This is a genomic window from Arenicella chitinivorans (genome assembly GCF_014651515.1).
GTDB classification, from domain to species: domain Bacteria; phylum Pseudomonadota; class Gammaproteobacteria; order Arenicellales; family Arenicellaceae; genus Arenicella; species Arenicella chitinivorans.
Genome location: NZ_BMXA01000001.1, coordinates 855,858 through 871,687 on the forward strand (window position 1 = coordinate 855,858; position 15,830 = coordinate 871,687).

Genomic DNA, 15,830 nt, shown 5'->3' on the forward strand with positions numbered 1-15,830 from the left:
ACGCCCCAAGGAGTTGGGGCGCAATAGGTTGGGCGAAACCTAACGACCATACCCTTACGTGCTATGTTAGTAGCTCTCGAAGGATGCCGGCATAAATTCGCGATAACTTGGCTGGCGTTTCCAGCGCAACACACTCGTTAACCTTGTGGATGGTCTCATTGACTGGTCCAAGTTCGACCACTTGGGCACCAGTTGGCGCAATGAAGCGACCGTCAGAGGTACCGCCCGAAGTCGAAAGCACCGTATCGATACCACACTCCGATTTTATTGCCTTTGTGCAGGCCGTCACTAAACTGCCTTTTTCAGTTAGAAATGGTAAACCGTACAAATTCCACTCCATCTCATACTCAAGGTCCAGCGCATCCAGCGTAGAGATCACCTTTCGTTTTATACCCTCTTCATCAATCTCCGTTGAGAATCGCAGGTTGAAAGTCAGGGTGGTTGTGGCGGGGATGACATTGGTCGCCCCAGTGCCACCAGCGATGTTCGAAATCTGGAAGCTAGTTGGTGGGAAATACTCGTTGCCCTGATCCCATTCAATCTCGGTCAGCGCCGTGATCACGCGACCGCAATGATGTATGGGATTGTCTGCCAGATGCGGATACGCCACGTGACCTTGATGACCAATAATGGTGAGTTCGCAACCAAGAGAACCCCGTCGTCCATTCTTGATTACATCGCCGAGCTGCTTCGTGGAGCTTGGTTCACCGACTAGACAATAATCAATTTTTTCGTTGCGCGCTTCCAGTGTTTCAATCACTTTGACAGTGCCACAGGTTGACGGACCTTCCTCGTCGGAAGTAATCAGCAGCGCAATCGAACCCGCGTGATTTGGGTGCTCTGTGACAAATTGCTCTATCGCGGTGACGAACGCTGCGAGGGAAGTTTTCATATCCGCTGCACCGCGCCCATAGAGCATGCCATCTCGCTCGGTTGGCTCAAACGGGTCACTGTGCCAGCGTTTTAGGTCGCCTATAGGTACCACATCGGTATGCCCAGCAAACGCGAGACATGGACCATCAGTGCCGCGACGCGCCCAAAAATTTTGCACAGTGCCGTGTTTATCGGAGAAATTCAAAGCTTCAATTTCGAAGCCAATCACACTGAGACGCTCAGTCATCAGCATCTGGCAACCGGCATCATTTGGGGTCACTGATTGCGCAGCAATAAGCTGCTTAGTCAGTGCCAGCGTAGCGTCGTCTTGGCGAGGCATGGTAAAGAACTCCGAGTAAATTAATCGACGCGCAACAATTCGTTTAGGCCCGTTTTTGCGCGTGTTTTGGCGTCAACCTTCTTCACGATAACAGCGCAATACAGACTATGAGACTTATCGTCACTCGGAATCGACCCAGACACCACAACCGAACCGGCTGGAATACGGCCATAGGTGATTTCACCGGTGGCGCGGTCGAGAATCTTGGTGCTTTGGCCGAGGTAAACACCCATGGAAATGACCGAACCTTCTTCCACGATGACGCCTTCAACGACTTCGCTGCGAGCGCCGATAAAACAATTGTCTTCGATAATCACTGGGCCTGCCTGGATCGGTTCCAGCACACCGCCGATGCCGACGCCTCCGGATAAGTGTACGTTCTTGCCGATTTGCGCGCAGGAGCCAACGGTAGCCCAGGTATCAACCATGGTGCCAGTGTCAACGTAAGCCCCAATGTTGACGTAGCCAGGCATGATAACAACGCCGGGTGCAATGTAAGAGCCTTTGCGCACCGCAGCCGGAGGAACCACGCGGAAGCCTTCTTGGCGAAAACGGGCTTCATCGTAATCTGCAAACTTAGAGCTGACTTTATCGAAATAGTTGGTTTCGCCACCTGGCATCAGCTCGTTATCACGAATTGCGAAAGACAGCAGGACTGCTTTCTTCAGCCACTGATTGACCTGCCACTCACCGTCGATTTTTTCTGCCACGCGTGCGTCTCCTCGATCGAGTAGTTCAATGGTGGCTTCAACCGCATCTTTGATCTGCGGATCAACACGGTTAGGGCGAATGGTGCTGCGTTGCTCGAACGCGTCATTGATTGTGGATTGTAATTGGACAGACATGGTGAGTTGCGGAAGGTTAGTAAAATTTTTGGGCGGAATTATCTATCAAGCGCCGCCGGACTACCACCGTAAATCGGTGCATTTATAGTCTAAGCAGATTTTTTTGTGGTCGAACCCTCTAACAGGGCATCACAAATCTGTTGCTGCAGAGTTTTCAAGATGGCGTCATCCACGACTGGAGCGTGATCTCCGTGGCGGATGTAGAAAATATCCTCAGCTCGCTCACCGAAGGTTGCGATGCGTGCGCTGAGTAAAATCATATTGTGGTTGCGCAATACCCGAGCCACTTTGTGCAGTAATCCTGGCTGATCCTGTGCGACAACTTCCATTGTGGTATAGCTTTGGCTATTGAATAAAAAGTTAACGCGAGGCTGAATTGGGAAGTGTTTGAGCGCCCGTGAGGAACGTTGCCTTGGTTGAAACTTGGTGTCGTCATGATCCAACATCAAAGTGCGCAAGCGCTTTTCGAGAAACCGCGCATACTCCGGATCGCGACCAGAGTCCAGGTCGGGCACCGTGGCGTTAAAAGTATAGAGCGCAAAGCCGTTCGAGCTTAGTTGTAAGCGTGCTTCTATTATATTCAGTTCCATTGAGTCGAACGCACCGGTTACCTGAGTTAGAAGTTTGTTGGTTTCAGGTGCGAACACAAAAAACATATTCGCTTCCAATCGCTCGCTGTAGCGCGTAGTAACCAGTGGGATCTCAATCGCAGACCCAGTGAGTAGACTGGTTGCGTGCCAAGCGATGTAATACGGTTCGTTACGAACAAAGTAATCGCCTGGCAAAGTACTCCAAAACTGCTGCACGGAATCTTCGGAAAAATGACGAGGTCCGAGTTGTTGTGAAATTAGCTCCAATGCAGCACGTTTATCGTCTTCGACGTGCTCACGCACGTTGTGCGGTTTGGCGACGCCTTGACGCAAAGCTTTGCGGGTAGCGTTATACAGTTCCAGTAAAAGCTGACCCTTCCAAGCATTCCAAACTTTTGGGCTCGTGCCGCGGATATCCGCCAAGGTTAATAGATAAAGATTGTCCAAATGCTCGATATCGCCAACAATATCAGCAAACTCCTTGATGACGTCCGGATCTGAGATGTCACGTCGTTGCGAAAAGTGCGACATCATCAAGTGTTTCAGTACCAGCCAGCCAACCAGTTTGGCGTCATATTCACTCAGGCCGTGCTCGATACAGAATTCATAAGCGTCAGACTCGCCAAGTACAGAGTGGTCACCACCACGGCCTTTGGCAATGTCGTGAAACAGTGCGCCGAGAAACAGGCGTTCGGGTCTGTACAGGTCAGCAAGCAGTTGGCTCGCCATGGGGAATTCATCCGGGTATTTGCGTAGACGTGTGAGATTTTCGATGACTTTCAATGTATGACCGTCGACCGTATAAACATGAAATAAATCATGTTGCATTTGTCCCACGATGGCGCCGAAGGAGGGGATATAGGCACCGAGCAGGCCGTACGCATTCATGCGTGCCAGCGCGTTGGTCAGGCCGATACCGTCGTGCTTGAATAAATCCAGAAACAACGCCTTGGTTTCAGGATCGTTGCGAAACTGGTTGTTTATCTGGCTCAGGTTGGCACGAATCGCACGAATCGTATCTGGGTGTATAACCGTGATTTTATGCTCTTGCATCAGATTGAACAGCTTGATCATTGCGCTTGGCTCACGCTCAAATACGTTGCTGTTACGTTGCTCAATCATCTTGTTCTTGAGGACAAAATTTTTATCCAAATTCTTGCCGACGGCCAGCGATAGGCGCTTGTTGTGCGTCACTCGGTAGCTGGCAAGCAACACCTCATTGAGATAGATTACTTGCTTCGCGGTACGGTAGTAGCGCTTCATTAGCTGCTCGACTGCCAAGTGCGTCGGCGAATCTTGATAGCCGAACTCCTCGGCGAGCTTTCGTTGTGTGTCGAACAGCAGGCGATCCTCATGCCGCTGGGTAATGAGATGCAGACCACAACGCATGCGCCATAATATGTTGCGGGCGCGAATCAAAATGCGGTACTCGTCTTTGTCAATGAGCTGCTGGTCAGCCATGTCGCGAAACGAGCGTACGCCGTAGCGTCGGTTATAGATCCATAGAATAGTTTGCAAGTCGCGTAAACCGCCGGGCGACTCTTTTAAGTTCGGTTCAAGCGAGTAGGCGGTGTCCTGATACTGAGCATGGCGCACATCCTGCTCGGCCTTTTTGGCTTGATAGAATTTATCGGGTGACCACATACGTGGCGCACGGATTTTTTGATCCAGTGTCTCGAACAGACTTGCGTCCCCGGCCAGATGGCGTGCCTCGAGCAAGTTGGTCATGATGGTGACATCGGCGCGTGCTTCTTTAACACAGTCTTTAACAGAGCGCACACTGTGACCAATATCCAATCCAATATCCCACAGAAAGCGCAGAAAGGCTTCGACGCATTCGCCAGCATCATCATACTGGTCTTTAGCCAGTAATATCAGTAAATCAACGTCCGAATGGGGATGCAGTTCACCGCGGCCGTATCCGCCAACAGCAACTAATTCCGCCGTGACCTTGTTTGGTAGCCGCGTCCGGTGGTGCTCCCAGATCATCACGACCAGCTGATCAATCATCCAGGTAAAGTGGTTGACCAGATCCGATGAAGAAGCACCTTGCAGTTGGTGATCCTGGAGTACAGTGAGTGCGCGTTTAATCGCCGCTTTAAACGGGGCGATGGGGAGCGTATCGGTGTCACCCAGCGCCTGTTTAAAGGCGGCTCGGTTAAATAACTTGCTCTTGGCAAAGTGCATCGTTAGTGATCGCCGTGGCGGCTTACGGCAGCACCGCGCCGTCGGATAAAGTCAAAATCTCGTAGCCATCACTGGTCACCAGAATGGTGTGCTCCCATTGTGCAGACAAGGAATGATCGCGCGTCACGACGGTCCAGTTATCCGCCAGTAATCGCGTTTCTTTTTTGCCTGCATTGATCATCGGCTCAATGGTAAACGTCATACCTTCCTTGAGTGCCATGCCAGTGTCTGGGCGTCCGTAATGTAAAACTTGTGGCTCTTCGTGAAATACACGGCCGATGCCGTGACCGCAATACTCGCGCACCACAGAAAAATTACCGGCTTCAGTATGCGTTTGAATTGCGTGGCCAATATCGCCAAGACGCACGCCGGGTTTCACCATGTCAATGCCGATTAGCATGGCCTCCTTTGCTGTTTCACACAGACGCTTGGCAAGAACGTTGGGCTTACCAACGTAGTACATGCGGCTGTTGTCGCCGTGGTAACCATCTTTAATGACGGTGACATCAATATTGATAATGTCGCCTTTTTTGAGTTTTTTGGCACCAGGAATACCATGACAAATTACATGGTTGACGGAAGTGCAGATGGATTTTGGGAATCCTCGATAGTTGAGTGGCGCTGGAATCGCTTGCTGCTCATTCACGATGTAGTCGTGGCAGAGCGTGTTCAGCTCCTCTGTCGTTACCCCTGGTTTTACGTGCGCTTCGATCATATCAAGCACCTCGCTCGCCAAGCGGCCAGCAACGCGCATTTTTTGGATTTCGTCGGGCGTTTTTATAGAAACAGTCATGGTGTGTTCTTGATGCTAGATTCGAGGCTGATTGTAGCAAATTCCTAATCGCAATGACCTAAAACCATGTGCTTGCAGCAAAATATTGTCGAAATTAACAGGCTGTGGCGTTAAGCTGTGGATAAAGTTGTCAAAGTAGGGTTAAAACATTGAGTCCATTGCGTCGTGCAAAATTCCGTTTTTGGCGTCTGGCTGAGCCCAGAGCCTTGTTTGAGTGGCAAAGTTTTTACGCATTTCGCCCTTGGTTGAAACGCCTGCCGCGCGGTGATGGTCATCCAGTCATTGTTTTTCCTGGATTTGGTGGTGGTGATCTGTCTACTCGGCCGATGCGTGCCTTATTGACCAGCTTGGGTTACGAATCTCATGGGTGGGGATTGGGTTCCAATATATGGGTCGATGAACATTTAGAGGCTGAAATGGTGGCGCTGGTTCGTGAAGTGGCGTCGAACTCAGGACGCAAAGTGTCATTGATTGGCTGGAGCTTGGGTGGTTTATTTGCACGCGAAGTTGCTAAGGCATGCCCCGACTGCGTGCGCAGTGTTATTTCATTGGGTAGTCCGATCTCGGGTGAGCCGCGCCACTCTGGCGCGCACGCCTTGTTTACGTTACTCAATGGTGCGGCGTCCAGTCTAGATCATGCTCGTCGAGCGAGCTTCAAATCTCCGCCGCCTGTGCCGAGTACGTCGATCTATTCGAAAACTGACGGCATTGTGGCTTGGGAGGGATCAATCCAAACCGCACATCCACAATCGGAAAATATCGAAGTGCCAGCCAGTCATCTCGGTATTGGCGTTAACCCATTGGTTATGTACGTGTTAGCGGACAGGTTACGCCAACCAGAAGGGCAGTGGCGAAAGTTTCGGGCTACTGGAATCCATAAGCTGTGGTTCTCTGTGCCGAAGCAAAGCGTTAACTCAGTGCCGGCGCACAACGCCCGTTCGGCCAGCGTATCTAGCTGAGCCGGTTTCAAGGCTTAGTGAGATGCCGTACAGCTCAGCCTGACATGTGTCAGATGGTTTGGATATGTTGATCGATCGAGTCGACAAATCTCGGCAGTAATTGCTTAGGGAGATCGTGCCCCATACCCTCGATTAGTTCCAGTTTGGCGTGTTTGATATTCGTCGCGGTATCGATCCCGCCCTCGACCGGCACCAGGACATCGGCTTTACCGTGGATGACCAGTGTTGGCGCGTCAATCTTACGCAACAGACCCCGCCGGTCACCGGATTCCAAGATCGCTGCCATTTGGTTCGCGAATCCTTTGGGTGAATAGGCGCGTCGGACCGCCGTCAGTATGCGTTCAGTGAGTTCTTCTTGCGTCGGCGGATAATCTGGACTGCCGATGATGGCCCAGGTTTTCAGTGCATGCTTCAAGAACGCCTGTTCGTTGGTAATGCCGGGCTGGCTGATAAGTTGTCTAGCGACTCGCCAGCTCGCCTGCGGTAGTTCAGGATTGCCAGAGGTGGACATAATAGAACATAGCGATAAGCTGCGTTCTGGGTACTCGGCGGCCAGCACTTGGGCAATCATTCCCCCCATAGAGGCACCGACCCAATGCGCCGAATCAATCTCAAGTTGATCGAGCAGGCCGACCGTGTCCGCCGCCATGTCGCGCAGTGTGTACGGCACACGAATCGATAATCCAACTCGCTTGCGTAATAATAACTTCAGGACATTGGTGTCTTTCTTTGTCTCAATACGTTGTGACAAGCCGATGTCTCGATTGTCAAACCGGATAACATGGAAGCCACGATCAGCCAATCCATTGCACAAGGCATCTGGCCACGCAATCATCTGGGTGCCAAGTCCCATGATTAGCACAATTGCAGGATTGGCGGGTTGGCCGAATTCTTCATATGCCAAGCGTAAGCCGTTGGCCATTAAATACTTTTCCATAACTCGATACTCAGAGCTGATAGGGTTTAGGGGGCGGTTTCAAGGAGCCTGTGTCTGCCTGGCATATTCTTGGTTTGGACGTTATTTAGAAGCAGGTTTGCTGGTTGTTGACCTATTTTTATTGCCGCTTTTCTTCTTGCGTTTGGTCATGACCTTGGTTTGGTTCTTTTCTGAGCGTACTTGTTTGGTGGTGGACTGTGCTTCGCGGACCCCATCTGCAGATGTTGCTTGATGTAATTCGGCAAATGCGTCATTGAGGCAGCGAGCGTAAAATGCCGGGTCCGGCATCATCTCACGACACGCACTAATGGTGATGTTGAATTTGCCGCAGTAACTTCCCAGCCCGTGAAATAAACCCATGCCATCAATGGGTGGTCCAAGCGCGAACGAGCTTAACATTTTTGCGCCGGTAAAATACAGCGGAATTTGAGGTCCTGGAACGTTGGTAATCACACAGTTGTATGCTGGCTTAACTCGATTGGCCATGCCGAGCTGGCTGTAAAGCCGAGCTGCCGCTGCAGACAGTGTGGAGGGGATGAATTGAGCGTAATCGGTCATGGTTTTTGCGCCAACCGCATTCGTCAATTGTTTTGCCGCGCGTGTGCTTTTATGCACGAAATCTAGACGCGCGAGCGGGTCATCAATCTGGCTGCCTACTTCTACGGTCATCTGAGAGACTTGGTTTCCGGCTGTTCCGCGTTTGTCATGTGTGCGCACGTTGATTGGTGCCATTGCAACCAAAGAGCGTTCCGGTAATTCCTGTTTATCGGCGAGGTATCGTCGTAATGCACCACCGCAGATTGCAATTGCCACGTCGTTGACGGTCACGCCGGGCACGGCGTTCTTAATGGCTTTGATTGCGTCAAGGTCGAACTCGGCGGCTTCGACCACGCGGTGTGGTGATACATTGGTGTTAAATCGTGTGCGCGGAATATCTGTAATGCGTTTTAGTCGCCCGCGGGCTAATCCGGTGGCCATCTTTGCTAAACCGGGTACGGAGTTTTTGGCGACCTCGAATACTCGACGAGGGGTCCTCAACGAATTGATTTGTGAGCGCCAGATGAGTTCCATGGCAGTTGGTTTGCGGTCGGTAGTCACTGGCTCAATCTGTTGATCTACGTTGTAGTCCGGGCTCAAATCATGGATGGTCGCGGCAATTTCAATGCCAGACGCACCATCAATTGCGGCATGATGCATCTTTGTCACCAAAGCGAAGCAGCCGGATGGATAGCCTTCAAGATTGTCCAGTCCTTCGATTACATACATTTCCCACAAGGGTCGCGCTCGATCTAATGGGCGTGCATGTAGGCGCGCAACTTGAATACATAATTGTCGCCAATCGCCAGGCTTGGGCAGCGCGATGTGTCGAATATGAAACTCGGGATCAAATTGACCGGCTGAGCGCCAATACGGGTGGTCGAGTTTGAGTGGGACTTCGAGTAACACGTTGTTGAAAGTAGCAACCATATGGGCGCGCTGCGCTACGTTGGCGAGAATCTGCTTAAAGCCAACTTTGCCATCCTTTGCTGTGCTCGGATCGTAAATCGTTAGCCCGCCGATGTGCATTGGCGAGTTTGGGGTTTCTAGGTATAAAAACGACGCATCTAAACCGCTTAGCTGTTGCACACCACACCTTCCTTTACGTTACGTGAAAGCATGCATCATACCGTGTCCTCGTTGCTGCGTTCCAGTGGCTGCTTGGCGTCCGCAAAACAGCTCTTTTTAGCGCATAAATTCTTTGCATTCACGGGTCCCTGTGGTATAAACGCGCCTCAACTTAAATCATCCGATTATCACTACTGACAGTTGGGTGCTTTCTGAGCCTGTAAGTAATTGAAAATTCAGTTTTTTTAAGGGTCAGAAGGTTAACTGTCTAGATCATTCGGATTTGTCTAAACCCGTACAATTTGGAGTACATTATGTCAGACGTTACCATGCGCCAGATGCTTGAGGCAGGCGTACATTTCGGCCATCAAACTCGTTACTGGTCACCTAAAATGCGCCCGTTTATCTTCGGTGAGCGCAACAAGATCCATATCATTAACCTGGAAGAAACACTCCCAATGTTCAATGACGCGATGAATTACATCGGTCAGATCGCCGGTAATGGTGGGCAAGTGATGATGGTTGGTACTAAACGTTCTGCCAGTAAGCTGATTAAAGAAGCGGCTGAGCGTGCAGGTACTCCGTATGTTAACCATCGCTGGTTGGGCGGCATGCTGACCAACTTCAAAACGGTAAAGAATTCAATCAAGCGTTTGAAAGAGCTCGACACCCAGTTAGTCGAGGGCACCAACACACGTTTGAGCAAAAAGGAGTCGCTGACCCTAGAACGTGAGCGCGTCAAGTTAGAGCGCAGTTTGGGCGGTATCAAAAACATGCAGGGTCTGCCTGATTGCTTGTTTATTGTTGATGTGAAAAACGAGTACATTGCGATTCAGGAAGCAAACAAACTGGGTATTCCAGTGGTTGCAGTGGTGGACACAAACTGCACGCCAGACGGTGTTGATTATGTAATCCCAGGTAACGACGATGCGATCCGTGCCATCAGCTTGTATTCAGAAGCCGTCGCGGAAACCATCATCAATGCACGCGCGGCAGCGCAGATTAAATCTGCACTGACAGATGGCGATGAAGAGTATGTTGAAGTTGTCGAAGCCGTCGAAGCTCAAGAGCCTGTTGCTGAAGCCGTGCCAGAAGCGGTCGAAGCTGTTGAAGCGACACCTGTGGCCGACGCGGCGAGTGGTGATGAGTTGACCGAAATTAACGGTATTGGCCCGGTTATCGCTGGCAAGCTGAAAGACATTGGTATTACCACGTTTAAGCAAATTGCTGATTTCACAGCTGAAGACATTGAGCGTGTGGATGCCGAGCTGAATTTCAAAGGTCGCATCGAGCGTGAAGAGTGGGTTGCTCAAGCGAAAGAAAAAATCGCTTAATCTGCTAAGTTATTGAATTGGCAAGAATATAACCTCGTAAGAATTAGATAGGTGAAATTATGGCAATTACTGCCGCATTAGTTAAAGAGCTGCGCGAGCGTACTGGCGCGGGCATGATGGAATGCAAGAAAATGTTGACCGAAACCAACGGTGACATTGATGCAGCGATTGAAGAACTGCGTAAGCGTGGTGCTGCTCAGGCTGACAAAAAAGCCGGTCGTGTTGCTGCCGAAGGGACTATCGTGACCTTGGTAGAAGGTAACAAGGCTGTCGCCGTGGAAGTGAATTCAGAAACTGATTTCTCTGCCAAAGATACGTTTTTTGTTGAGTTCGCCAATCAGGTTGCTCAAACCGTTATGGCCGCGCAACCTGCCGACCTAGAAGCGTTGATGAACGCTGAAATTGAAGCGGGCAAAACAGTGGAATCGGCTCGGCAATCATTGATTCAAAAAATTGGTGAGAACATCACTGTACGTCGTTTTGAGCTGGTGGAAGCTGGTGATGGCGAAGTGGTAGGTGCATATCAGCACGGGACAAAAATTTCAGTGTTGACGCGCCTTGCGAGCGGCAGTGAAGAGCTTGCTAAAGACATTGCCATGCATGTCGCCGCGAGTAGCCCAGTGTGTATATCTGCCGATCAAGTACCGACTGAGCTGCTGGAAAAGGAGCGTGAGATTTTCGCGGCGCAGGCAGCTGAAAGCGGTAAACCTGCTGAAATCATGGAAAAAATGGTTGAAGGTCGGATTCGTAAGTACTTGAATGAAGTCACCTTGCTCGGCCAGTCTTTTGTTAAAGACCCTGACCAAACTGTTGAGAAGTTGTTAAAATCAGCAGGCGCAAGCGTGGTGCAATTTGTGCGCTATGAAGTCGGTGAAGGTATCGAGAAGAAAGAAGATGACTTTGTTGGCGAGGTGATGGCTCAAGCTGGTAAAGCTTAAGTTCGAACCGTAAACTAACGACTTCTCACCGCGCATGCAGTGAGAGGTCGTTTTTGTTTCTGCACGACCCAAAATTGAAAAACTAATCTAAACTGACCACGAGACAACACGCTTATGTCGACTAAAACCCCTAACTCCGGCTTTCGACGTATCTTGCTCAAGTTGAGTGGTGAAGCACTGGCCGGAAGCGCTGAAGACAAAAAATTTGGCATTGATGCCAAGACGCTCGATGGCGTGTGCAAGGAAATCGCTGGTGTGATTGAGTCCGGTACACAGGTCGCCGTCGTGATTGGTGGCGGTAACTTTTTTCGCGGTATCTCGGCATCCGAGTCGGGTATCGAGCGAGCTACAGCCGATTATATCGGCATGCTGGCCACCGTCATGAATGCACTGGCCGTGCAACAAGGATTAAAACAAGTTGGTATCGAAGCTCGGGTGCAATCTGCTATCCCGATCTCCCCAGTATCTGAACCTTACGTTCGTTTGCGCGCGCTTAAGCATCTGAATTTAGGCCGCGTGGTTATCTTCGCCGCCGGTACCGGCAACCCTTATTTTACGACGGATACTGCGGCCAGCCTGCGTGCTGCCGAGATCAATGCAGATATTCTGGTTAAGGCGACTAAAGTGGACGGTGTGTATGACTCCGATCCGGCCACAAATCCTGACGCCACGCGTTATGAGCAGGTTACTTACGATGAAGTGTTGCAAAAGCGTTTAGGGGTTATGGACGCGACAGCCATTGCCTTGTGTCGAGACAACAATATGCCAATGCGTGTACTGTCAATCAGCGAAGAGGGCGCATTGCGTCGTATGGCTACCGGTGGTTCGGTTGGCACGTTGATAACCAGTGCCTGATGCTTAGCTGGATTCCCCGGCCTGGTTTGCGTACACTGTGGACGCGCGCCAAACGCGATATTTCCCCATACTTGATTGAGTCCCCGATTATAGAGGCGAAGACATGATTGAAGATATTCTAAAAGACGCTGAACAGCGCATGAAAAAAAGTATTGAAGCTATGCGTGGCGAAATGGCGAAGATTCGGACTGGGCGTGCCAGTTCGGCACTAATCGACCATTTGACCGTAGACTATTATGGTACGGCGACGCCGATCAACCAGGTGGCGAATGTGTCCGTGCAAGATGCGCGCACCTTAGCAGTACAGCCTTGGGAGAAGAACATGGTTCCCGTCGTTGAGCGTGCGATTATGGAGGCGAACCTCGGATTCAACCCGGTTACAGCGGGCGATATTATTCGTATTCCAATGCCGCCGTTGACGGAAGAGCGCCGCAAGGAAATGGTCAAGGTCGCAGCCGCGGAAGGCGAGAATGGTAAAGTTGCAATTCGGAATATTCGTCGTGACGCGAACAGTGATTTCAAGTCGCTTTTGAAGGATAAGGAGATCAGCGAAGATGAAGAGAAACAAGCTGAAGACAGCGTGCAAAAGCTAACTGATAAATACGTTGCTGAAGTCGACGAAGTCGTCAAAGAGAAGGAAGCCGAAATTCTGACGGTGTGAAGCTGACAGAGATTGATCTGTTGAGCGCACTTCGCCTTCCTATGCTAACTAAATTACGCACACTTTTGGGTTTGTATCGCTCATCTGCTCCAAGGCGGATTCCAGATATCAACCCTAAGCCGAACCATGTTGCCGTCATCATGGACGGCAACGGTCGTTGGGCCAATGCGCAGGGTTTGTCTCGTGTCGCTGGCCACAAACGTGGTGTTGATTCGGTCAAATCCTTGATCAAGAGCTGCATTCAACACGATATCGGCTATCTTTCTATCTTTGCGTTTAGTAGCGAAAACTGGCGCCGCCCACAGTCCGAAGTCGATGCCTTGATGGACCTGCTTGGTAACGCGTTAGAGACTCAAACCAAGAAGCTTAATGAAAATGGTGTGCGTCTAAAATTGCTGGGTGACCTGACACGTTTCAGTCCTCGAATTCAGCAGTTAGCCGCGCAGGCTCAAGCAGAGACTGCGCATAACACCAAGTTGGTGTTCGCAGTGGCGATTAATTATGGTGGACGTTGGGACATCGCACAAGCGAGTCGTCGTTTAGCCGAAAAAGTAGAACGCGGTGAGATGGCCGCGGCACACGTCACCGAAGATGCGATCGCCAGTGAGCTCGTGACAGCGGACATGCCTGACCCCGATTTGTTTATTCGCACCTCAGGCGAGTATCGCATTAGCAATTTCTTGTTATGGCAGGCTGCGTACGCCGAGTTTTATTTTACCGACGTGTTGTGGCCGGACTTTGATGAGCACGAGTTCACCGAAGCTTTACTAAAATATACGCGGCGTGATCGTCGTTTCGGCGGGGCTGTGGATAAAGTTCAAGGTGATGGTGTCGCGCCCGCCGAAAATGACAATACCGATCCGGCGCGCGGAGAAGCAGCCTAGTATGTTGAAACAACGAGTTATAACGGCATTGGTGCTGGCCGCCATAGTTCTGTGTGCCTTATTTATTCCCAATCCATTGCTCTGGCGTGCGCTGATTACCCTTGTGGTGTTGCTGGCATTTTACGAGTGGCTGCGGTTTTGTCAAATCGAAGCCTTACCGATTAAAGCGTTAGCCTATGGTGTGTTCGGTGCGGCTGTGTACTTTACCCAAAGTGGCTGGTTGGCGCTCGACTGGGTGATTCCGGTGGTGTGTGTTCTGTGGTTAGTGCTGCTGGTTTTCACGATGACCGACGCTCTCAACATACTGCATATCAAGTGGCTTAAGCTACTGATAGGTATCGTGGTTTTATCGTCCGCTAGCTTTATCGTGATTGAGATTAAAAACCTAGCTCACGGGCACTTGTGGATTGTCTGTTTTCTTTGTGCGGTGGTGGCCGCTGATATTGGCGCTTATTTTGCCGGGCGACGTTTTGGTCGCGTAAAGCTTGCGCCTTCGATCAGTCCGGGTAAAACTGTGGAAGGGTTTTTCGGCGGTTTGGTCTTAGTCTCGGTTATCTACATTCCTGTTTTATTCTATTTCTTCAGTGCTGACGCCGCCAGCATGCTATTGCTGACCGTCTTGGTCACGGCGGTGGTGTCGGTTGGTGGCGATTTGTTTGAAAGCAAGCTAAAGCGCCACGTAGGCTTGAAAGACAGCAGCCAGATACTCCCGGGTCACGGAGGTATTCTGGATCGGATCGACAGTATTTTGGCTGGGGTCAATTTCTTTGCGCTCGGTTTGCTGGTGCTCGGTTATCTGAGCTAGAGATCCGGTATGCGTGAGGGTATATGACAGATACAAAGCAATCGCTGGTGATTCTTGGCTCCACAGGTTCAGTCGGCCAAAGCACGCTTAAAGTCATACAACTGCATCCTGAAAAATACGATGTTGTTGGTTTAACCGCGAATACCAACGTGAACGACATGTTGGCGCAATGTCGTCAATTTAAGCCACAAACGGTCGTCATGACAGAGGCGCAGAGTGCGGCGGAATTATCGTTATTGCTGGCGCAACACGGCATGTCCGACATTACGGTTGAAAGTGGCGCAGACGCGTTAACTAAATTGGCGGCTGAGAGTGCGGTAAGCACGGTCATGTCTGCGATTGTTGGTGCGGCCGGTTTAGAGCCAACGCTGGCTGCGGTACGCGCTGGAAAGCGAGTTTTGATTGCCAATAAAGAGCCATTAGTGATGACCGGTGACCTGTTCATGCGCGAGGCGGAGGCTTCTGGCGCGGTCATACTGCCGATTGACAGTGAACACAATGCTATTTTTCAGTGCTTGCCCGAAGATCAATCGCAACGCGCGGTCAGAAAGATTCACCTAACCGCCTCGGGTGGACCATTTCGTGGTCGTCCATGGTCGGATCTACAAAACATCACGCCAGATCAGGCCTGTGCACATCCGAATTGGAGCATGGGTCGTAAGATATCAGTCGACTCGGCCACGATGATGAACAAGGGCTTGGAGCTCATAGAAGCTGCGGCGCTATTTCAGATTTCAGCGCGTAAAGTGGAGATCCTAATTCATCCGCAGAGCATCATTCATTCCATGGTCGAGTACGTTGATGGCTCATTTCTAGCGCAACTCGGTGCCCCGGATATGTGTATCCCAATTGCCCATGCACTGGCCTGGCCGGACCGCATTCGTTCGGGTGCAGAAACTTTGGACTTGGCTGCAATCGCGCAGTTGGATTTTCATACGCCGGACATGACCAACTTGCCTTGTCTGCGTCTGGCACGCGAGGCAGCGGATGCCGGGCAAAGCGCACCGGCGATCCTAAATGCGGCGAATGAGGTTGCTGTGGATGCCTTTTTGCAGAAAAAAATACGGTTTACTGACATTGCCAGCGTGGTTGCAGATACGCTGACCGCCATGCCAGTAACGCCAGTGAATAGTTTGGAAAACGTATTAAACATTGATAATGAAGCACGGCGCGTCGCATGTGCAAGTCTAGAATCCAGATTGATTTAGCGACACTTCTGTCGTG

Annotated in this window: 14 protein-coding genes and 1 pseudogene; 9 read left to right on the plus strand and 6 right to left on the minus strand. The window is 50.8% G+C overall.

Features of this window, described 5'->3' with window-relative positions:
- Window positions 1–61: 61 nt before the first annotated feature.
- From dapE to map, 4 genes are all read right to left on the minus strand, one after another.
- Window positions 62–1,213 carry a succinyl-diaminopimelate desuccinylase gene (dapE, locus tag IE055_RS03745; RefSeq protein ID WP_189398643.1) on the minus strand — a complete coding sequence of 384 codons (1,152 nt, stop codon included), beginning with the start codon at window positions 1,211–1,213 and terminating at the stop codon, window positions 62–64.
- A 20-nt stretch (window positions 1,214–1,233) separates the two neighbouring features.
- Window positions 1,234–2,058 (minus strand): 2,3,4,5-tetrahydropyridine-2,6-dicarboxylate N-succinyltransferase, encoded by an 825-nt coding sequence (gene dapD, locus IE055_RS03750; RefSeq protein WP_189398644.1) that lies wholly within the window; start codon window positions 2,056–2,058, stop codon window positions 1,234–1,236.
- Window positions 2,059–2,147: 89 nt separating this feature from the next.
- A complete protein-coding gene (gene glnD / locus IE055_RS03755; protein ID WP_189398645.1) occupies window positions 2,148–4,835 on the minus strand; it encodes a [protein-PII] uridylyltransferase in 2,688 nt (895 codons plus the stop codon).
- Between the two features lie 22 nt (window positions 4,836–4,857).
- Window positions 4,858–5,628 (minus strand): type I methionyl aminopeptidase, encoded by a 771-nt coding sequence (gene map, locus IE055_RS03760; protein ID WP_189398646.1) that lies wholly within the window; start codon window positions 5,626–5,628, stop codon window positions 4,858–4,860.
- A gap of 149 nt (window positions 5,629–5,777) precedes the next feature.
- Between map and IE055_RS03765 the strand changes: the two genes are divergently transcribed.
- The gene (locus IE055_RS03765) at window positions 5,778–6,587 is read left to right on the plus strand and encodes an esterase/lipase family protein (protein WP_189398647.1); all 810 of its coding nucleotides are present in this window, start codon (window positions 5,778–5,780) and stop codon (window positions 6,585–6,587) included.
- Window positions 6,588–6,636: 49 nt separating this feature from the next.
- On the opposite strand, the gene IE055_RS03770 is transcribed toward IE055_RS03765, so the two are convergent.
- Together IE055_RS03770 and IE055_RS03775 are read right to left on the minus strand one after the other, a co-directional pair.
- Window positions 6,637–7,524, minus strand: a complete 888-nt coding sequence (locus IE055_RS03770; protein ID WP_189398648.1) for an alpha/beta fold hydrolase — start codon at window positions 7,522–7,524, stop codon at window positions 6,637–6,639.
- 81 nt (window positions 7,525–7,605) lie between these two features.
- Window positions 7,606–9,150, minus strand: coding sequence for a WS/DGAT/MGAT family O-acyltransferase (locus IE055_RS03775; RefSeq protein WP_189398649.1), 1,545 nt, complete (start codon window positions 9,148–9,150; stop codon window positions 7,606–7,608).
- Between the two features lie 293 nt (window positions 9,151–9,443).
- On the opposite strand from IE055_RS03775, the pseudogene rpsB reads away from it, so the two are divergent.
- The 8 genes and pseudogenes from rpsB to ispC form a co-directional block, all read left to right on the plus strand.
- A pseudogene (rpsB, locus tag IE055_RS03780) lies at window positions 9,444–10,193 on the plus strand (30S ribosomal protein S2); the annotation flags it as partial.
- Between the two features lie 57 nt (window positions 10,194–10,250).
- On the plus strand, window positions 10,251–10,463 hold the full coding sequence (locus tag IE055_RS18170) for a helix-hairpin-helix domain-containing protein (protein ID WP_505603963.1): 213 nt from the start codon (window positions 10,251–10,253) through the stop codon (window positions 10,461–10,463).
- Window positions 10,464–10,522: 59 nt separating this feature from the next.
- Window positions 10,523–11,401 carry a translation elongation factor Ts gene (tsf, locus tag IE055_RS03785; protein ID WP_189398651.1) on the plus strand — a complete coding sequence of 293 codons (879 nt, stop codon included), beginning with the start codon at window positions 10,523–10,525 and terminating at the stop codon, window positions 11,399–11,401.
- A gap of 114 nt (window positions 11,402–11,515) precedes the next feature.
- Window positions 11,516–12,256: a UMP kinase gene (pyrH, locus tag IE055_RS03790; RefSeq protein ID WP_189398652.1), complete on the plus strand. Its 741-nt coding sequence runs from the start codon at window positions 11,516–11,518 to the stop codon at window positions 12,254–12,256.
- Window positions 12,257–12,359: 103 nt separating this feature from the next.
- Window positions 12,360–12,917, plus strand: coding sequence for a ribosome recycling factor (gene frr / locus IE055_RS03795; protein WP_189398653.1), 558 nt, complete (start codon window positions 12,360–12,362; stop codon window positions 12,915–12,917).
- Window positions 12,918–12,988: 71 nt separating this feature from the next.
- Window positions 12,989–13,801 carry a polyprenyl diphosphate synthase gene (uppS, locus tag IE055_RS03800; protein ID WP_189398935.1) on the plus strand — a complete coding sequence of 271 codons (813 nt, stop codon included), beginning with the start codon at window positions 12,989–12,991 and terminating at the stop codon, window positions 13,799–13,801.
- A gap of 1 nt (window position 13,802) precedes the next feature.
- Window positions 13,803–14,606, plus strand: a complete 804-nt coding sequence (locus IE055_RS03805; protein ID WP_189398654.1) for a phosphatidate cytidylyltransferase — start codon at window positions 13,803–13,805, stop codon at window positions 14,604–14,606.
- 23 nt (window positions 14,607–14,629) lie between these two features.
- On the plus strand, window positions 14,630–15,814 hold the full coding sequence (gene ispC, locus IE055_RS03810) for a 1-deoxy-D-xylulose-5-phosphate reductoisomerase (RefSeq protein WP_189398655.1): 1,185 nt from the start codon (window positions 14,630–14,632) through the stop codon (window positions 15,812–15,814).
- Window positions 15,815–15,830: the final 16 nt, after the last annotated feature.

Coding starts and splice junctions, on each gene's coding strand:
- dapD (WP_189398644.1), bottom strand. CDS start 2,058: ATGTCTGTCCAATTACAATCCACAATCAATGACGCGTTCGAGCAACGC.
- IE055_RS03770 (WP_189398648.1), bottom strand. CDS start 7,524: ATGGAAAAGTATTTAATGGCCAACGGCTTACGCTTGGCATATGAAGAA.
- map (WP_189398646.1), bottom strand. CDS start 5,628: ATGACTGTTTCTATAAAAACGCCCGACGAAATCCAAAAAATGCGCGTT.
- glnD (WP_189398645.1), bottom strand. CDS start 4,835: ATGCACTTTGCCAAGAGCAAGTTATTTAACCGAGCCGCCTTTAAACAG.
- IE055_RS03805 (WP_189398654.1), top strand. CDS start 13,803: ATGTTGAAACAACGAGTTATAACGGCATTGGTGCTGGCCGCCATAGTT.
- frr (WP_189398653.1), top strand. CDS start 12,360: ATGATTGAAGATATTCTAAAAGACGCTGAACAGCGCATGAAAAAAAGT.
- dapE (WP_189398643.1), bottom strand. CDS start 1,213: ATGCCTCGCCAAGACGACGCTACGCTGGCACTGACTAAGCAGCTTATT.
- pyrH (WP_189398652.1), top strand. CDS start 11,516: ATGTCGACTAAAACCCCTAACTCCGGCTTTCGACGTATCTTGCTCAAG.
- tsf (WP_189398651.1), top strand. CDS start 10,523: ATGGCAATTACTGCCGCATTAGTTAAAGAGCTGCGCGAGCGTACTGGC.
- ispC (WP_189398655.1), top strand. CDS start 14,630: ATGACAGATACAAAGCAATCGCTGGTGATTCTTGGCTCCACAGGTTCA.